The sequence below is a fragment of the Azorhizobium caulinodans ORS 571 genome, from assembly GCF_000010525.1.
GTDB classification, from domain to species: Bacteria; Pseudomonadota; Alphaproteobacteria; order Rhizobiales; family Xanthobacteraceae; genus Azorhizobium; species Azorhizobium caulinodans.
In genome coordinates this window covers 1,927,698-1,946,389 of record NC_009937.1, presented here as the reverse complement: position 1 = coordinate 1,946,389, position 18,692 = coordinate 1,927,698, and the positions used below count along the sequence as shown (strand labels likewise).

Below are 18,692 nucleotides of genomic sequence, written 5' to 3'. Positions count from 1 at the left end.
CGTCGGCCGCCGATCCGCATCCAGGCACACCCCGTCATAACCGCCGAGGCATGCCTGACCCTGCCTTTAGGATGCCTTTGCGGCAAACTTAGGCAAGAGGGAAAGGGCAATGCGCCGCGCCTCGGCGTCGAGTTGCAGCGCCTCGGCAACCGATGCGGGTGCCGCACCGCGCGTCGCCAGCGCCAGCGTTTCCTCGACGATGGCACTGATTCCGTAGAAGCCGATGCGGCCTTCGAGGAAGGCGGCGACCGCCACCTCATTGGCGCCGTTGAGGATCGTCGGTGCCGCCCCCCCCTCCCCCAGCGCGGACAGCGCGAGGCTCAGGCACGGGAAGCGGTCGAGATCCGGCGCCTCGAAGGTGAGGCGGCCGAGAGCGGCAAGGTCGAGCTTCCGGCACGTGGTGGGCAGACGGCCGGGATGGCTGAGGCAATGGGCGATGGGCAGGGCCATGTCGGGCATGGCGAGCACCGCCACCACCGACCCGTCCTCGAACGCCACCAGACCGTGGACGATGGATTCGGGATGGACGATCACCTCGAGCTGCTCCGGCGGCACGCCGAAGAGGTGGTGCGCCTCGATCAGTTCCAGCCCCTTGTTCATGAGCGTGGCCGAATCGATGGTGATCTTGGCCCCCATGGACCAGTTGGGGTGCTTCAGCGCCGCCGCCGGCCCGGCCTTGGCGATCGCCTCGCGCGGGGCGGTGCGGAACGGTCCGCCCGACGCGGTGATCTGCACCTTCTCCACGGCCGCGCGCGGCCCCGCGGACAGGGCCTGGAAGATGGCATTGTGCTCGGAATCGACGGGGAAGATCTCCGCCCCGACCCGCTCCGCCTCGGCCGTGAAGAAGGCACCGGCGGCCACGAGGCATTCCTTGTTGGCGACGCCGATCCGCCGGCCGGCGCGGAACGCCGCGACGGTCGGCTCAAGGCCCGCAATGCCGGAAATGCCCGCCACCACGATATCCGCATCCCGCGCCGCCGCCTCAAGCACCGCCGTCCGGCCGGCGCCGCAGGCGATCCCCGTGCCGGCGAGCCGGGCCTTCAGCTCGGCACCGGCCGCATCATCGGCCACGGCGGCGAACTTGGCCCCGAGGTGGATGGCAAGCTCGGCGAGCCCGGCCGCATCACGACCACCCGCCACCGCCTCCACCCGGAACCGCTCCCGTTCCCCCTCCAGCACCCTGACGGTGCTGCGGCCGACCGAACCCGTGGCGCCGAGGATGGAAACCGAAGTCATGGCAATGTCCTACCAGAGAAGCAGACCGGCGGCGGGCGTCGGGCCGCCGTGAAGCACGGCGATCACGAGCGCCGCCAGCGCGGCGGCGGCAAAGCCATCGAGCCGGTCAAGAATGCCGCCGTGTCCGGGAATGAGCCAGCCGGCATCCTTCACGCCGAAGGCGCGCTTGAAGGCCGATTCCGCAAGATCGCCCGACTGCGAGATCACGCTCAGCAGAAGGCCGATGAGGAACAGCACGGGCGAGAAGAGCAGCCCGCCCGCCAGCGCGACGCCGGTGCCCGCCAGCGTCCCGAACACGGCGCCGCCGATGGCGCCGGACCAGGTCTTGTTGGGCGAGAGGCGCGGCCAGAGCTTCGGTCCGCCGACGATCCGGCCGGTGAAATAGGCGCCGATGTCGGTGCCCCAGACAACCGCGAACAGGAAGAAGACGCTGAGGAGGCCCACCTGATCGTCGCCGCGCAGCACCACCACGGGGAAGGCGCAGGCGGCGGCACAGACGAGGCCCAGCGCCGCCCACAGGCGCGGCCGTACCAGCAGGGCGCAGACGGCAAGGCCGACGAGAAGGACGAGCGGCACGCTCTCGGGCAGCCCCACCGCCTTCAGGCCGGCGCAGGCCGCGATCACCACAAAGCCGATGGCGAGATAAGGCACACGGGGGCTGAGGCGCGCAACCCCGCACCATTCCAGCAGAACGCCGGTACCGGCGAGCGTCCAGAGCAGAAGGAAAGGCAGCCCGCCGAAGACGGTGGTCGCGAGAACCACGGGGGCGAGCACGATGGCTGACAGCGTGCGCTGCTTGAGGTCCGGTCCAATGACCACGGGGATCAACTGCCGGTGCGGGCGGTCAGTCCGCCGAACCGGCGGTCGCGCCGGGCATATTCCTGAAGCGCCCCGAGCAGCGCCGCATGGTCGAAGTCCGGCCAGTAGATGGGCAGGAAGACAAGTTCCGCATACGCAGCCTGCCACAGCAGGAAGTTGGAAAGCCGCTGCTCGCCGCTGGTGCGGATGATGAGGTCGGGATCGGGGATGCCTGCCGTGAGAAGGCGGCTGCCCAGCAGGTCGGCCGTGATCTCTTCCGGACGCAGCGTGCCGGCGGCGACCTCCGCCGCAAGGCGGGCTGCGGCTTCCGCAATCTCCTGCCGGCTGCCGTAATTGAAAGCGACAACGAGCGTGAGGCCGGTGTTGGCGGCGGTCAGCGCCTCGGCCTCGTCCAGCATGGCGGACAGGTCGCGGGAGAGCGAGGCGCGCTCGCCGATGATGCGCACGCGCACGTTGGCGGCGTGCAGTTCGGCGAGGTCATGGCGCAGGAAGCGGCGCAGCAGGCCCATGAGCTCGGAAATCTCGCTCACCGGGCGCGACCAGTTCTCGCTCGAGAAGCTGTAGATGGTCAGAAACCGGATGCCGATCTCGCGGGCGGAGCGCACGCAGCGGCGCAGCGCCTCCACCCCGCGCCGATGGCCTTCCACGCGCGGCAGCTTGCGCGAGGTGGCCCAGCGGCCGTTGCCATCCATGATGATGCCCACATGGACGGGCACGCCCGCCGGACAGGACGGGGAACCGGCCTCCGGGACGCTGTCTTGCACGCCATCTGCCCGGGACATGGGCCGCTCCCCCGCCAAGCCGAAACCGCTCTCAGACCGAGAGGATTTCCTTTTCCTTGTGGGCGAGGGTCTGATCCACCTCGGAGATGGTCTCGTCGGTCGCCTTCTGCACGTCCTTGGACAGGCGCTCCATGTCGTCGGAGCTGATGGCGCTGTCCTTTTCCAGCTTCTTCAGCAGGTCCATGCCGTCGCGGCGCACATGGCGGACGGCGACGCGGGCGGCCTCGGCATATTTGTGGGCGACCTTCACCAGCTCCTTGCGGCGCTCCTCATTGAGCTCCGGGATGCGGATGCGCAGGGTCTGGCCCTCGGTGTTGGGGTTGAGGCCGAGGTTGCTGTCGCGGATCGCCTTCTCCACGGCATTGACCATGCCGCGATCCCACACCTGCACCGAGAGCAGCCGCGGCTCGGGCACGGAGACGGTGGCCACCTGGGCCAGCGGCATGTTGGCGCCGTAGGCATCCACCGTGATCGGCTCCAGCAGGCTGGCGGAGGCCCGACCGGTGCGCAGACCACCCAGTTCCTGCTTCAGGGACGTAACGGCACCGGCCATGCGGCGCTTGATGTCTGCAATGTCGAAGGCGGTGGTCATGGCTGTCCTCTATCGTATTCTCGCGGCGCGACGGACGCGCCGGCGACTGGTGCGGGAGGTGGCGGCGCGCCGCCGATCCTGCAGAAAACCGAGGCTGGAATGGGTCGCGTCCGGCATCCCTGTCAAGGGTGATCCGATCGCAGCCCGCCGCCGCGAAACCCCAAGATCACCCGACGATGATCCTCCGGCGATCGCCCGGCGGCAACGCGAACGCGGCCGGCGCGGGCCTCAAGCCCGTCACCAGCCGCGCATCGAACCTCAGGGAGAAACCACCGTCACGCGCCCCTCTCCCTGCGCCGCCGCCACGATGGCGCCCGGATCGCGGATGGAGAACACGATGATAGGCAGCGACGCCTCGCGGGCAAGGGCGAAGGCCGCCGCATCCATCACCTTGAGATCATAGGCCAGGGCCTGATCGTGGGTGATACGCTCGTAGCGGGTGGCGGTCGGGTCGGTCTTGGGGTCGGCGGTGTACACGCCGTCCACATTGGTGGCCTTGAGCACGGCGTCGCAGTCGAGCTCCGCCGCGCGCAGCACGGCGCCCGTATCCGTGGTGAAGTACGGATTGCCGGTGCCGCCGGCCAGAAGCACGACGCGGCCGCGCCGCAGGTGGCGCTGGGCCGGCTGGCGGGCGTAGGGCTCGCACACCGTCGGCATCGGAATAGCGGACATGGTGCGTGCGGGCTGGCCCGCCGCCTCCACCGCCGCTTCCAGCGCCAGGCAGTTCATCACGGTGGCCAGCATGCCCATGTGGTCGGCGGTGGAGCGGTCGAGATCCTCGCCCGCCACCCGCGCGCCACGCAGGATGTTGCCGCCGCCCACGACCACCGCCACCTCGCAGCCGAGCTCACGCGCGGCTACGAGTTCGCGGGCGATGCGGGCAACCGTCGGGGGATGAAGCCCGAACGGTTCCGATCCCATCAAGGCCTCGCCCGAGACCTTGACCAGGATGCGTGGATAGGGAAGGCCCGGCATTGCCGTTTCGCCTTCGCCGGCGGTCAGGACTGGCCAGCCGCAGCAGCGACCTCGGCCGCGAAGTCGCTCTCTTCCTTCTCGATGCCCTCGCCGAGGGCATAGCGCACGAAGCCCTTGAGCGTGATCGGCGCGCCGACCGAGCCCTCGTTCTCCTTCAGCACCTGAGCGACCGACTTGGAGCCGTCATGCACGAAGGGCTGCTCCAGGAGGGTGACCTCCTTGAAGTAGGTCTTCATGCCGCTCTCGGCGATCTTCTCCTGCACGTTGGCCGGCTTGCCCTGATGCTTCTCGAGCAGGATGGCCTTCTCGCGGGCGATGGTCGCCTCGTCGATGCCCGAGGCGTCGAGCGCCAGCGGGTTGAGGGCGGCCACATGCATGGCGATCTGGCGGCCGAGGGTGGAGAGCTTCTCCACGTCGCCCTGCGACTCGAGCGCCACGAGCACGCCGATGCGGCCCTGCCCCTCGGAGACGGCGCCGTGCACGTAGGTGGCGATCACGCCGGCCGAGACCGTGAGGCGCACCGAGCGGCGCAGCGTCATGTTCTCGCCGATGGTGGCGATCAGGGTGGCCAGCTTATCGGCGACGGTGACGCTCTCGCCCGGGAAGTGGGCGGCGGCGACCGCCTCGATGGAGCCGTCGGTGTTGAGGGCCACCTTGGCGGCCTCACGCACGAACGCCTGGAAATCGGCGTTGCGGGCGACGAAGTCGGTCTCGGCGTTCACCTCGATGGCGGCGGCATAGTGGCCGGACGACTCGACGGCGACGAGGCCCTCGGCGGCCACGCGGCCAGCCTTCTTGGCGGCCTTGGCAAGGCCCTTCTTGCGCAGCCAGTCGATGGCGGCCTCGATGTCGCCGTTGTTCTCGGTGAGCGCCGCCTTGCAGTCCATCATGCCGGCGCCGGTCTTGTCGCGCAGTTCCTTCACGAGCCCTGCAGTGATCGCGGCCATGCTCAGCTTCCTCTTCTTCTCATACCACGGCCGGCCTGAGTGTTTCCCAGACCGGCCGCCGGGGCTGCGCCCCTAAACCAGAACTCAAAAGGCCTTTAAGGGATCACTCCGCCTCGGCGGAGAACTCCTTGGCCTGGGCGATCCAGCCGTCCACGCGGCCCGGCAGGCCCACTTCCTCGCCCACGCGCTGGGCATCGACGCTGTCGAGGCCGGCGATCTGCGAGAAGTGGAACACGCCGAGGTCGTTCAGCTTCTGCTCGATCTCGGGGCTCACGCCGGTGAGCTTCTTCAGGTCGTCGGCAACGCCGCGGGGACCGGAGAGGGGCTCGAAGGTGGACCACAGGCTCGGCTCGGCCGGCAGGCCCTCGGAGAGCGGGGCCTCGGTCTCGCCGAGATCCACACCGAGGTCCACATGGCCACGGCCGATGCCGTCGATGGCGGCGCGGGCGACGAGGTCGCAATAGAGCTGGATGGCGCGGCCGGCGTCATCGTTGCCCGGAACCGGATAGGTGATGCCGTCCGGATCGGAATTGGTGTCGAGGATGGCCGCCACCGGGATGCCGAGGCGCTGGGCCTCCTTCACGGCGATGTCTTCCTTGTTCGTGTCGATCACGAACAGCAGGTCGGGCAGGCCGCCCATGTCGCGAATGCCGCCGAGGGCGCGCTCGAGCTTCTCCTTTTCACGGGAGAGCGTCAGGCGCTCCTTCTTGGTGTAACCGCCCTGCTCGGGGCCGGAGAGCATCTCTTCCAGCTTCTTCAGGCGGGCGATCGAATTGGAAATGGTCTTCCAGTTGGTCAGCATGCCGCCGAGCCAGCGGGAATTCACATAATACTGCGCGGAGCGGCGGGCGGCATCGGCCACCTGGTCCTGCGCCTGACGCTTCGTGCCCACGAACAGCACGCGGCCACCCTGGGCCACGGTGTCGGACACGGCCTGCAGCGCGCGATGCAGCGCCGGCACGGTCTGCGACAGGTCGATGATGTGGATGTTGTTGCGGACGCCGAAGATGTACTGCGACATCTTGGGGTTCCAGCGGTGCGACTGGTGGCCGAAGTGCACGCCAGCTTCCAGGAGCTGACGCATGGAGTAGTCAGGAAGAGCCATCTTATGTCTCCGGTTGAGCCTCCGCGGACGTACCCTCGACCCGTCAGGGACGAAGGCACCGGATGGGCGACATGCCCTGTGTCCGCGTGCGGAATGGCGCGGCTAATAGCGGAAGGGCCGGCCTGAGGCAAGCCCGCGCTGCCCACAGGCTGCCATGCGCAGGGCACGGCCTCGGCTTGCGGTGGCAGAAGTCCTCCCCTCCCCCTTAAACACGCTCCCGTTTCGTGGGACGATGCCGTCCGGACGGTGGGGAAGGATCGGGGCCATGGTCGCCAATTCCAGTTATCTGGATTTCACGAGCTACGGCACCATTCCCGCGTCCGTGACGGATCCGGCCACAGCCTACGGCCTCACCAACACACAGCCCGTCACCGGCAACGCCCACATCACGGTTGCCGTGGTGCTCAACCGCGCGAACGATCCGACGGCGCTCCTCAATGCCGACTGGGGCACGCGGCAGGCGACCCTCGCTCAGATGCAGGCCAACGGGACCCTGTGGACCACCTACGGCGCCGACACTGGCACCTTCAATACGGTGAAGACCCAGCTCGGGGGAATCGGCACGGTGCTCGGGGACGAGACCGGCACCGGCGGCTATGTCACCTCGGCGGCCTCGCGCACCATCTGGGTGTCGTTGGATGCGGCGGGCTTCCAGACCCTGTTCGGCACCCCGCTGATGAAGGGGGCGGCCTTCGGCGGCGCCTATGAGCAGCTCTACTGGAACGGAGACCTGTCGCTTCCGGCCTCCATCGCCTCATCCACGGCTGGCCTCTGGTTCGACTATGGCATGGACCCGGCGACCAGCGCCCTGACGAGCAGCACCGTCGCCCTCCCGCAGGGCGCCCAGAGCCCCGGCAACCAGAGCACCAGTGCCACCGAGCTCTACCCGCAGGACATCGCCGCGCTCTACAATTTTCCCCTGAGCGGCCCGGCGCACCAGACCGGCACGCTGGCGCTGATCGAGATCGGCATCGGCGATGCGCTGAACCCCACCATTCCCGGCCCGAGCTTCCAGTCGCGGCTTCAGGCCTATCTGGCGACGGCCGGGGTTCCGGGGAGCGGCGCCTATTACGTCCAGAACAGCGCGAACGAGCGCTACAATGCCGACAATGCCGACGAGCGCTCCCTCGACGTGGGCGTGGTCAGTGCCATCGTCCCGAACAGCCTGATCGGGCTTTATGTCGGCTCGGGCGACACCGTCTACACCGCCTACCAGACCGCCATCTGGGACCAGCAGAACAACCCTGCCGTGATCTCCTCGTCCTGGAGCGACGGCCTGTCCTTCGCGCCGGGTTCGCCCTTCGCCACCGCCTATCGCGAACTGTTCGTCGATGCGGCGCTGCGCGGCATCTCGGTCTTCAACGACGCCTTCGACGGCGGCTCGGGCAATGAGACGGGAACGGGCCTCACCAACCTGTTCACGGGCAGCATGAGTTCCTACGCCATGGTGGTCGGCGGCACCTCCGTCTCGACCCTCGCCGCCGCGCAGACCGACAGCACGCTGGCTGGCGTGGTCCTCGCCGCCCAGCAGGGCGACCTTGCGACGCTGTGGCAGATGGTGCGCGGCGGGCTCACCGCCTGGCCGGTCGGTGCGGGCCAGCTCGAGCCCTTCATCGAGACGGTGTGGAACCAGTATGTCCTCTCCGGGAGCCGCCTGTTTCCCGGCTATGGCGAGAATTTCGCCACCTCCGGCGGCGTCGACACCACCCAGGCGACGCCGGGCTACCAGACCGCCTTCGGCCTTACGCCCACCGATGCCGATCCTTCCCACGGCGTCGGCCGTGGCGCGCCGGACGTCTCGGCCCTGTCCCAGGGCAACATGGGCTATCTCCTGCCGGGCTCGAACATGCTGGGCGTCTATCCCAACGGCGGCACCAGCGCCGCGACGCCCTTCTGGGCCGCGCTCGCCACCGAATTCAACGCCATCTTCAAGGATCAGGGGCTGCCCAATCTGGGCTACAGCAACGACCTTTATTACATCGCCGCCGCCATCGCGCCTGCCTCCTTCAACGACATCACGGCGGGCAACAACGTCTCCACCTTCATCCCCGGCAGCACCTACACCTCGCCCCAGCTCGGCGGCATCTCGGCCACGGGCCTCGGCTATGCGGCCGGCCAGGGCTATGACCTCACAACCGGCCTCGGCTCCCCCAACGGGCTGCTGCTGGCGCGGGCGCTGTCCTCCATCGCCCACGCCGAGCTCTATTATGACCTGACGCCGGTGCTGGAGAATGCGGGCGCCCCCTCCTCCGGCGCGAGCGCGGGCTGGAGCAGCACCGCCGACCAGAGCCTCCTGTTCCAGTCCAGTCTCTCCCATGCGGGCGAATGGAGCCTCTCGCTCGGCTCGGCCACCTACAGCTTCGCGGGCAACGCCGCGTCCCCCTACGCCTGGACCAGCGCGCTCGCCCAGCAGAGCCTGCAGTCGGATTTCTCGCCCACGCTCGTCACGCTGTTCGACGGCTATGGCCAGGGACAGATCGTCCAGACCGGCGTCGCCGCCGGGACACCACTCGCCCTCTCCGTATCGGGCACGCCGGCAACCTCCCATCAGGCCGCGCTCACGGCCGATTACGGCTTCGTGGATTTCGTCTCGGGGGACGGCCTCTCGTCGGTGGAAGTGGCCCGGCCGCTGGCGGTGGCCACCACCGCGAACGGCGCGAACGATGCCGACGCTGTCGTCCGCCTGCGCCAGAATGGCGTCAACGACGTCTCGGTCATGTTCTACAAGGTGGCCGATTATGCGGGGACCGTGGACGGCCTCGCCCCCGGACAGGCGGGCTATGCCGAGGCAGCCGCCGCCCATGCCTACAGCACCATCAGCGGCCAGACGACCGTTTCAGGATCCGGTTATGGCGCCTACAGCCAGACCGAACTCGCCCATGTGAATGCGGGCGACCTCATCGCCATGAAGCTCACCAGCAACGGCGAAACCTACTGGGCCTTCGCCTCGGGCAATGAAACCGTGAACGGCCAGCACGTCGCCCATCTGTGGAGCTACGGCCTCAACACCTGGGGCTGGGAAGACCTCTATGGCGGCGGCGATCACGATTATAACGACCTGATCGTCCAGCTCGATTTCACCAGCGCCTCGGGCAGCCATCTTCTGGTGTGACGAAGGGCGGCAAGCCGCCCCTGTCCGTGCCTGCCCTCAGGCCGCCTCCACCGCCACCACGCCCGGGATCGCCTTGATGGCCCCCGCGATCTGGGGGGAGACCGGATAGCGGCCGTCGAGGCGGATCTCCACTTCCGCCTTGCCGCCGTCCATCAGCAGCACGAGGCTCACCTCGCCATCGCCCTTTCCGCCCGAGAGGCGGCGGGAGATGCCGGTCAGCGGCTCGGTGGAATTGACGAAGATGCGCAGGTTCTTGTGGTGGCGGGCGGTGGCCTCGTCCAGCCGCTCGCAGGACTGGATGCGCACGCGCACGTCCTCGCCCTGAAGCTCGGCAGCCACCATCATCAGCACCGGCGTGCCCGGCTCCAGCAGGTCGCGATAATGGGCGAGGCCTTCCGAGAAGAGCACCGCCTCGAAATGGCCGGAGGGGTCCGAGAGGCCGACGATGCCCATGCGGTTGCCGGTCTTGGTCTTGCGCTCCTGCCGCGACACGACGGTCGCCGCAAGCCGACCCGCCGCCGCGCCCTGCCGCACGGCGCGGGAGAAGTCCGAGAACTGCTGCACGCGCATCTTCTTCAGCGCCGGGGCGTAGTCATCCAGAGGATGGCCGGTGAGGAAGAAGCCGATGGTGTCATATTCGCGCTTCAGCCGCTCGGCCGGCTCCCAGGGCTGGGCGTCGGGCAGCGGCAGCTTGGCCTTGACCGGACCGGAGCCGAACATGTCGTTCTGGCCGGACGAGCGGTCGGCCTCCACACGCTGGGCATGGGCCACCACCGCATCCAACGCGGCAAAGACGCGGGCGCGATTCTTCTCCAGCACGTCGAAGCAGCCGGCGGCGGCGAGATTTTCCAGCGTGCGCTTGTTGAGGTGCTTCACCGGGAAGCGGTTGGCGAAGTCCGCAAGATCCGTGAACGGCTCCTTGCCGCGCGAGGCCACCAGCGCATCCACCGCGTGCCCGCCCACGCCCTTGATGGCCGCCATGGCGTAGATGATCTTGCCGTCCACCACCGCGAAGTCGCGGTGCGAGAGATTGATGTTCGGCGGCACCACCTGGATGCCGAGCCGCTGCGCCTCCTGGCGGAATTCCGCCAGCTTGTCCGTATTGCCCATGTCGAGGGTCATGGAGGCGGCGAGGAATTCGGTGGCGTAGTTCGCCTTCAGCCACGCCGTCTGGTAGGCGACGAGCGCATAGGCCGCCGCGTGCGACTTGTTGAAGCCGTAGTCCGCGAACTTGGCGAGCAAGTCGAAGATGGTGTCCGCCTGTGCCTTCGGGACGCCGCGCTCCTGCGCGCCATCCACGAAGCGGGCGCGCTGCTTCTCCATCTCGGCGCGGATCTTCTTGCCCATGGCGCGGCGCAGCAGGTCGGCTTCGCCCAGCGAATAGCCGGACAGCGCCTGCGCGATCTGCATCACCTGTTCCTGATAGATGATGACGCCGAAGGTTTCCTTCAGATAAGGCTCGAGCTTCGGATGGATATAGTCCGGCTCGGCGCGCCCGTGCTTGCAGTCGCAATAGACCGGGATGTTGGCCATGGGGCCGGGACGATAGAGCGCGACGAGCGCGATCAGATCCTCGATGCGGTCGGCCTTCATGTCCACGAGGGCGCGGCGCATGCCCGCGCTTTCCACCTGGAACACGCCCACCGTCTCGCCCCGGGCGAGCATGGCGTAGGTCTTGGGATCGTCGAGCGGGATCTTCGAGATGTCGAGATCGATGCCTCGCTGGCGGATCAGCTTCACCGCCGTCGTAATGGTGGTGAGGGTCTTGAGGCCGAGGAAGTCGAACTTCACAAGGCCGGCCTGCTCCACCCATTTCATATTGTACTGGGTGACCGGCATGTCGGACTTGGGGTCGCGATAGAGCGGCACCAGCTCATGCAGGGGCCGGTCGCCGATCACGATGCCCGCCGCGTGGGTGGAGGCGTGTCGGTTGAGGCCTTCGAGGCGCACGGCGATATCGAAGGCCTGCTTGACGACCTCCTCCTCGTCGCGTGCTTCCTGAAGGCGCGGCTCCTCCTCGATGGCCTGCTTCAGCGTGACGGGATTGGCGGGGTTCTGCGGCACCAGCTTGCAGAGCTTGTCCACCTGGCCATAGGGCATTTCCAGCACGCGGCCGACGTCGCGCAGCACGCCGCGCGCCTGAAGCGTACCGAAGGTGATGATCTGCGCCACCTGCGAGCGCCCGTAGCGCTTCTGCACATAGTCGATCACCTCCTCGCGGCGGTCCTGACAGAAGTCCACGTCGAAGTCCGGCATGGAGACGCGGTCAGGATTGAGGAAGCGCTCGAACAGCAGGCCGAAGCGCAGCGGATCGAGGTCGGTGATCTGGAGCGAATAGGCCACCAGTGAGCCGGCACCCGACCCACGGCCCGGCCCCACCGGAATGTCGTGCGCCTTCGCCCATTTGATGAAGTCCGACACGATGAGGAAGTAGCCGGGGAACTTCATCTTGGTGATGACGGAGATCTCGTAGGCGAGACGCTCCTCATAGATCTTCGTGTCGAGCCCCTCCGCCGGGCCGTGCTTGGCGAGGCGCGCGGCCAGGCCTTCCTGCGCCTGCCGCTCGAGCTCCGCCGCCTCTTCCGCCAGCGCGTCGCCGCCGCCGCCGGAGGTGAAGCGCGGCAGGATGGGCTTCGCCGTGCGCACCCGATAGGCGCAACGCTGGGCGATCTCCACCGTGTTGGCGGTTGCCTCCGGCAGGTCCGCGAACAGCTCCAGCATTTCAGCGCGGGTCTTGAAGCGGTGCTCGGGGGTGAGGCGACGGCGGTCGCCTTCCGACAGCAGCTTCGATTCAGCGATGGCGATCAGCGCGTCATGGGCGTTGTAGTCGCTCTGGGCGCCGAAGAAGGGCTCGTTCGCCGCCACAAGCGGCAGGCCCTTGGCATAGGCGAGGTCCAGCAGGCCCGGCTCGGCGATGCGCTCGGGATCCCAATTGTGGCGCTGCAATTCCACATAGAGCCGGTCGCCATAGATGGCGGTGAGCTGGTCGAGGCGGCTTGCCGCCACATCCCCATGGCCCGCCACCAGTGCCTTGTCGAGCGGCCCCGCCGGCCCGCCGGTCAGAGCAATGAGGCCATCGTTCAGTTCGGAGAGCCAGTCGAGCGTGACGCGCGGCTCCTCCCCGTCGGGGGTTTCCAGATAGGCGCGCGAAACCAGCGTCATGAGGTTGCGCCAGCCCTGCTCTCGGGCGGCCAGCAGCACGATGCGCGGCTTCTTCGGTACGATCCCGCGCGGCGCCACCGGCTCCGGCAGGTCCAGAGCCAGCGAGCAGCCGGCGATGGGCTGGATGCCCGCGCCATACATCTTCTCGGAAAATTCCAGCGCGCCGAACAGATTGCCCGTGTCGGTGAGGGCCAGCGCCGGCTGCGCGTCCGCCTTGGCAAAATCCGCCAGCTTGCCGAGGGTCAGCGCCCCTTCCAGCAGCGAATAGGAGGAATGGACGTGCAGATGGACGAAGCCGGGATCGCGCATGGTGCTCTTCGGTCGAGTCGGAAGCGGGTTATCTTAGGGCGAGACGGGTCGAGAGAGAATGAATGGGAGCGTCGGCCTCCCCTGCGTGGTCTAGGGGAAGGTTGATTGGGAGTGCCTGAATAGGGGCTCGGCAGATTGGCGGACGGATTTGGGCAGAACCCGTAAATCGTCGCCCTCATAGGGCAGATGGGTGAGATACGCCGCCGTCAGCCGCCCAACCACCGCCGCCTGAGCTTCATCCCGCCGGCGCTTTGGCGGATCACGATCCACCCGGCCAGACAACCAAAGCTTATGCGCGGCGAAAACCCGAGGATCCGGGCACACCATGCGCACGGGCCAGCCCTTTTCATCAATGGCGATGGCCTCAAACGGACGCGCGTTCTCCAGCCAAGCCAACCCTTCCATGGAGGCCGCGACGAGATCATCCTCTCCAGACCCGATCCTGTCGCGCTCCATCTTCCATGGCGGGCGCGGATCGGGCTTGATCAGGTCGATGAGATAGCCGTCGCGATTGATGGCGCGGAACGTCTCCCGTGTCCGCTCAAAGGAGCGATCCACCTGCCGCAGGAGATTGAGGAGAGCGCCTTCCGGGACATCCTCACTTGATAATATGCGCAATGTCCGCCGGGCATCCATGAGCAGGTCGATATCCTGCGTGGCGGTGACGCCAGCATCGACGAACACGCCAGCAGCGGCTTCATAAGCGTAAACGGCATTGGTCCCCGCCACGCGAATACCGGCGCCCAGAAGACCCGCCTCGTCCAGGGCCCGGATGATTTTGGCCGCGATCAGGGGCACACGACCAAGGCGAAGCGCCCGGTTGATGGCCGCCTGTCGTTCCATGGTCTCGCGACGTTCCGCGAAAACCTGGACGGCTTGCGCCCGCCTCTGATCCCACTCGGCCTTCAACGCTTCCGTTTGCGGTGACCGCGAGCCAAGCGTCTTCTGCCGCCGCGCGCCGGAGCGGTCATAGTAGCTGCGCATGAGCCGCTGCGAACCGTCAGGGCCATGCCAGACCAGCGACCCACGATAGCCCGCGAGGGCCCCGCGCGCATTCAGCAAGGCCTGGTAGCGCTGATCGGAGTTCACCTTCTCCCGACGCTGATCCGGATTTAGTTCAACGAAATCATCCATATCAACAGATAAGCCCTCGCTCCGCTCGCCCTGTTGCGACGCCTGCAACATTCCACCCGGATATCAGGCCTATCTGTTGCATACGTTGATATTAAATGATTTATCGCCATTCATCCATCGTCGCATCGGACGTTTGGTGGCTCCCGCGCCGACAGTTCCGCATGCGCAGCGGCGCATCGCCCCTTCGCGCCGCCCCATTCCATGAAAGGATCACCCCACGATCCGAATCGCGGAGGCGCCCATGAAGTCCGTCATTCAGGCTTGGCAACTGTGGGCGCTCGGCTCGGCAGCATTCGCGGCGCTCACCGCCATCTTCGGCAAGATCGGCGTGGCGGGGATTTCCTCGGACCTTGCCACCTTCATCCGCACCATCGTCATTCTGGTGCTGATCGCCGCCATCGTGCAGGCGAAGGGCGCGTGGCAGCCGTTCGATGCCATCTCGCGGCAGACCTGGGTCTTCCTCGTGCTGTCGGGCCTCGCCACGGGGGCGTCGTGGCTCTGCTATTATCGGGCCCTGCAACTCGCCGACGCGAGCCGCGTCGCGCCCATCGACAAGCTGAGCGTCGTGCTGGTGGCGGTGTTCGGCGTGCTGTTTCTGGGCGAGAAGCTGAACTGGCAGAACTGGCTGGGCGTCGCCTTCATCGCCGCCGGCACCGTGCTGGTGGCGATGCGCTGAGGCCTGAAATCCTCAGGCCAGTTCCACCACCTGCCCGTCCCGCAGGGTGACGCGGCGGTCCATGCGGTCGGCGAGATCCAGATTGTGGGTCGCGATGATGGCGGCGACGCCGGTGGCGTGCACCAGCTCCGCGAGCGCCCCGAACACATGGTCCGACGTCTTGGGGTCGAGATTGCCGGTGGGCTCGTCCGCCAGCACGAGGCGCGGGGCATTGGCGAGCGCGCGGGCGATGGCGACGCGCTGCTGCTCGCCGCCCGACAGTTCGGACGGGCGATGGTTGAGGCGCTTGCCGAGGCCGAGATAGTCGAGCAGATCGGCGGCCCGCACCGAGGCCTCCTTCTTCGAGAGGCCGCGGATCATCTGGGGCATCATCACATTCTCCAGCGCCGTCAGTTCGGGCAGGAGGTGGTGGAACTGATAGACGAAACCCACATGGATGCGGCGCAGCCGCGTGCGCTCCTTGTCCGGCAGGCCGGAGGTGGGGGCGCCGTCCACATAGACCTCGCCCTCGTCCGGATGCTCCAGAAGGCCGGCGAGATGGAGCAGGGTGGACTTGCCGGTGCCGGAAGGTGCCACCAGCGCCACCGACTGGCCGGGCTCCACCACCAGATTGGCGTCGCGCAGCACCTCGATGGCGCCCTCCCCCTCCTTGTAGCGGCGGGCGACATTGACGAGGGCCAGGGCCGGCGGAAAGTCGGGCTCGGGCATCATTCGTATCTCAGGGCTTCCACCGGATCGAGCCGGGCCGCCCGCCAGGAGGGATAGAGGGTCGCGAGCAGCGAGAGGGTTAGCGCCATGAAGACGACGGAGAGCGTCTCGCGCATGTCCATCTGCGCCGGCAGGCGGCTGAGGTAATAAAGCTCCGGCGAGAACAATTCGGTGCGCGTCATCCAGGAGATGAACTGACGGATCTCCTCGATATTGAGGCACACCACCACGCCCAGCAACACGCCCACCAGCGTGCCGACCACGCCGATGCTGGCGCCGGTGATGAGGAAGATGCGCATGATCGCGCCCTGCGTCGCGCCCATGGTGCGCAACACGGCGATGTCGTGGCCCTTGTCCTTCACCAGCATGATGAGGCCGGAGATGATGTTCAGCGCCGCCACCAGCACGATGAGCGTGAGGATGAGGAACATCACGTTCCGCTCCACCTGGAGCGCGTTGAAGAAGGTGGCGTTCCGTTGCCGCCAGTCGACGATATAGACCGGCCGCTGCGCCGCCGCCTGCACAGCGCCACGCAGTTCACCCACATCGTCGGGATTGGCGATATAGACCTCGATGGCGTTCACATCGCCATTGCGGTTGAAATAGGCCTGCGCCTCGGGCAGCGGCATGAAGACGAAGGCGCTGTCATATTCCGACATGCCGATCTCGAACACCGCCGCGATCTTGTAGACCTTGATGCGGGGTGAGGTGCCCATCGGTGTCACCGAGCCACGCGGGGCCACCAGCGTGATGTTGTCACCCGCCCTCAGCGAGAGCTGGTCGGCGAGGCGCTTGCCGATGGCGAGCCCCTGCCCCTGATCGAAGCCGTCCAGCGTGCCCTGGCGGATGTTGTTCGCGACCGAGGGCATGGACCGGAGGTCCTTCTCGGCAAGGCCGCGCACCAGAACGCCGGAGGCATTGTAGGGCGAGGAGGCGAGCGCCTGCCCCTCCACCACCGGCACCGCCAGCTTGATGCCGTTGAGCTTGGAGATACGGTCCGCGACCGCCGTATAGTCGGTGAGCGCATTCTCCAGCGGCTGCACGAGCATGTGGCCGTTGAGGCCGAGGATCTTGCCCAGCAGTTCCTGCCGGAAGCCGTTCATCACTGCCATGACGATGATGAGCGTGGCGACGCCCAGCACGATGCCCACGAAGGAAAAGCCGGCGATGACCGAGATGAAGCCCTCCTTGCGCCGCGCCCGGAGGTAACGCAGGGAGAGCATCCATTCGAAGGCAGCGAATGGCCGTGTGCCCATGGGTTCGGCGTCCGGCGGGGCGGCCCGCGAACCCTTGGCTGCGGCCATGCGCTGCCGTCCCGTCATCCCTTGAGCCTCTCGAATGCCTCGGCGGGCGTGACCAGCTCGCGCGAGCCGTCCACACGCCGCTTCAGTTCCACCTTGCCGTCGGCGAGGCTCTTCGGCCCCACCAGGATCTGCCAGGGCAGGCCGATCAGGTCCGCGGTCGCGAACTTCGAGCCGGCCCGCTCGTCCGTGTCGTCGTACAGTACGTCGACGCCAGCAGCGGTTAGTTTCGCGTAAAGATCGGCGCAGGCCGCATCCACGGCGCTGTCGCCCACCTTCAGATTGAGGATGCCCACCTGGAACGGCGCGACCGCGTCGGGCCAGATGATTCCCGCGTCGTCATGGGACGCCTCGATCATGGCGGCCACGAGACGGGACGGGCCGATGCCGTAGGAGCCCATGTGGATGAGATGCTCGGCGCCGTCCGGCCCCAGCACCTTGGCGTTGAAGGGCGCGCTGTACTTGGTGCCGAAATAGAAGATGTGACCGACTTCGATACCCCGCGCCGCCATCTGGCGCTCCGCGGGAATCGCCGCGAAGGTGGCGGCGTCGTGCTTCTCCTCGGTGGCGGCATAGAGGGTGGTCCAGTCGTTCACCACCTGCTGGATGGCCGCCGCGTCATCGAAATTCACGTCCGCGGGCGGGGGCGCCATCTCCAGATAGTCGCCATGGCAGAACACCTCGCTCTCGCCGGTGGAGGCGAGAATGATGAATTCGTGCGAGAGGTTGCCGCCGATGGGGCCGGTGTCGGCCACCATGGGGATGGCTTTGAGGCCCATGCGCGCGAAGGTGCGCAGATAGGCGACGAACATCTTGTTGTAGGAGTGCTTGGCGCCCTCCGCGTCCAGATCGAAGGAATAGGCGTCCTTCATCAGGAATTCACGCGAGCGGTAGACGCCGAAGCGCGGGCGCACCTCGTCCCGGAACTTCCACTGGATGTGGTAGAGGTTCAGCGGCAGGCTCTTGTAGGACTTGATGGAGCCGCGGACGATCTCGGTGATCATCTCCTCGTTGGTCGGCCCGAACAGCATGTCGCGCTCGTGCCGGTCCTTGATGCGCAGCATCTCCTTGCCATAGTCGTCATAGCGGCCGCTCTCGCGCCACAGGTCCGCGGACTGGATGGTGGGCATCAGCAGTTCGACCGCGCCGGTCCGATTCTGCTCCTCGCGGATGATGTTGCAGATCTTGTTCAGCACGCGCAGGCCCAGCGGCAGCCAGGCATAGATGCCGGCGCTCTCCTGCCGGATCATGCCGGCGCGCAGCATGAGGCGGTGCGAGACGATGTCCGCTTCCTTCGGAACCTCGCGGAGAATGGGCAGGAAGTAGCGGGACAGGCGCATCGGCAGACTCTGAGGGTTTGGCGTTTGAAAGAAACGTGCCGGTGACAGAAAGCGGAAGGCCCCGCAAAACACAAGCCCGAGACGGCCGGTCGCTCTCTTGCGGGCCGATTGCGGTGATCGCGAGGCCGCAAAACGGTGCCCCGGCAGGATCGATGGCATGCAAGCAAAACGCACGCCCTGTTCAAGATCAGACGTGACACTGCGTCATCGTGTTGCGGCGCAGCACATAAACTATTGCGCCGCAAGGATGACAAGCGCACGATTCTTGTTCTAGTTTCACATCGCCACAAGAAAGGGGACCGTTCCGGTGCCGCAAGGCACAGGATGAGGGTCCGGGTCTCGGGAGGAATCACTAATAAAATCAAACGCCGACCGATGGCCGCCTTGAGCGCAATCGATTTCGGAACGGCAGCATCATGGAAGACGCGACGGCACTCGCGATCTTCCGAAAACAGGTGCAAATTTCAAAAGGGCGAGACATACGGTCTCGCCCT

14 protein-coding genes are annotated in these 18,692 nt (G+C 67.0%); 2 read left to right on the top strand and 12 right to left on the bottom strand.

The genetic code is table 11. The annotated features are described in order from the left end of the window. Window positions 1-66: 66 nt before the first annotated feature. The 7 genes from dxr to AZC_RS08785 form a co-directional block, all read right to left on the bottom strand. Window positions 67-1,236 (bottom strand): 1-deoxy-D-xylulose-5-phosphate reductoisomerase, encoded by a 1,170-nt coding sequence (dxr, locus tag AZC_RS08815; RefSeq protein WP_012170227.1) that lies wholly within the window; start codon window positions 1,234-1,236, stop codon window positions 67-69. Window positions 1,237-1,245: 9 nt separating this feature from the next. Further along, window positions 1,246-2,055, bottom strand: a complete 810-nt coding sequence (locus AZC_RS08810; RefSeq protein WP_043880171.1) for a phosphatidate cytidylyltransferase — start codon at window positions 2,053-2,055, stop codon at window positions 1,246-1,248. Between the two features lie 5 nt (window positions 2,056-2,060). Further along, window positions 2,061-2,837, bottom strand: coding sequence for an isoprenyl transferase (locus tag AZC_RS08805; RefSeq protein ID WP_043879115.1), 777 nt, complete (start codon window positions 2,835-2,837; stop codon window positions 2,061-2,063). 31 nt (window positions 2,838-2,868) lie between these two features. After that, window positions 2,869-3,429: a ribosome recycling factor gene (gene frr / locus AZC_RS08800; protein ID WP_012170224.1), complete on the bottom strand. Its 561-nt coding sequence runs from the start codon at window positions 3,427-3,429 to the stop codon at window positions 2,869-2,871. A gap of 258 nt (window positions 3,430-3,687) precedes the next feature. Continuing rightward, window positions 3,688-4,404, bottom strand: a complete 717-nt coding sequence (gene pyrH, locus AZC_RS08795; protein WP_012170223.1) for a UMP kinase — start codon at window positions 4,402-4,404, stop codon at window positions 3,688-3,690. A 23-nt stretch (window positions 4,405-4,427) separates the two neighbouring features. Continuing rightward, entirely contained in the window at window positions 4,428-5,351 is a 924-nt protein-coding gene (tsf, locus tag AZC_RS08790) for a translation elongation factor Ts (protein ID WP_012170222.1), read from the bottom strand. 103 nt (window positions 5,352-5,454) lie between these two features. Beyond that, window positions 5,455-6,456: a 30S ribosomal protein S2 gene (locus tag AZC_RS08785; RefSeq protein WP_012170221.1), complete on the bottom strand. Its 1,002-nt coding sequence runs from the start codon at window positions 6,454-6,456 to the stop codon at window positions 5,455-5,457. Window positions 6,457-6,721: 265 nt separating this feature from the next. On the opposite strand from AZC_RS08785, the gene AZC_RS08780 reads away from it, so the two are divergent. After that, on the top strand, window positions 6,722-9,568 hold the full coding sequence (locus AZC_RS08780) for a DUF4114 domain-containing protein (protein WP_043879114.1): 2,847 nt from the start codon (window positions 6,722-6,724) through the stop codon (window positions 9,566-9,568). 36 nt (window positions 9,569-9,604) lie between these two features. Here AZC_RS08780 and dnaE read toward each other — a convergent pair whose 3' ends face one another. Both dnaE and AZC_RS08770 read right to left on the bottom strand, forming a co-directional pair. After that, complete coding sequence (gene dnaE, locus AZC_RS08775; RefSeq protein ID WP_012170219.1) at window positions 9,605-13,039, bottom strand: DNA polymerase III subunit alpha; 3,435 nt, start codon at window positions 13,037-13,039, stop codon at window positions 9,605-9,607. A 90-nt stretch (window positions 13,040-13,129) separates the two neighbouring features. Next, window positions 13,130-14,224: a nucleotidyltransferase family protein gene (locus tag AZC_RS08770; RefSeq protein ID WP_012170218.1), complete on the bottom strand. Its 1,095-nt coding sequence runs from the start codon at window positions 14,222-14,224 to the stop codon at window positions 13,130-13,132. Between the two features lie 190 nt (window positions 14,225-14,414). Here AZC_RS08770 and AZC_RS08765 point away from each other — a divergent pair, with 190 nt between their 5' ends. Then, entirely contained in the window at window positions 14,415-14,849 is a 435-nt protein-coding gene (locus AZC_RS08765) for an EamA family transporter (protein ID WP_012170217.1), read from the top strand. 12 nt (window positions 14,850-14,861) lie between these two features. Here AZC_RS08765 and AZC_RS08760 read toward each other — a convergent pair whose 3' ends face one another. The 3 genes from AZC_RS08760 to proS are packed head-to-tail and all read right to left on the bottom strand — an operon-like array spanning window position 14,862 to window position 18,198. After that, complete coding sequence (locus AZC_RS08760) at window positions 14,862-15,560, bottom strand: ABC transporter ATP-binding protein (RefSeq protein WP_012170216.1); 699 nt, start codon at window positions 15,558-15,560, stop codon at window positions 14,862-14,864. Continuing rightward, on the bottom strand, window positions 15,557-16,861 hold the full coding sequence (locus AZC_RS08755) for a lipoprotein-releasing ABC transporter permease subunit (RefSeq protein WP_197531789.1): 1,305 nt from the start codon (window positions 16,859-16,861) through the stop codon (window positions 15,557-15,559). The genes AZC_RS08760 and AZC_RS08755 overlap by 4 nt, the downstream gene beginning before the upstream one ends. A gap of 14 nt (window positions 16,862-16,875) precedes the next feature. Then, complete coding sequence (gene proS / locus AZC_RS08750) at window positions 16,876-18,198, bottom strand: proline--tRNA ligase (RefSeq protein WP_012170214.1); 1,323 nt, start codon at window positions 18,196-18,198, stop codon at window positions 16,876-16,878. Window positions 18,199-18,692 lie beyond the last annotated feature (494 nt).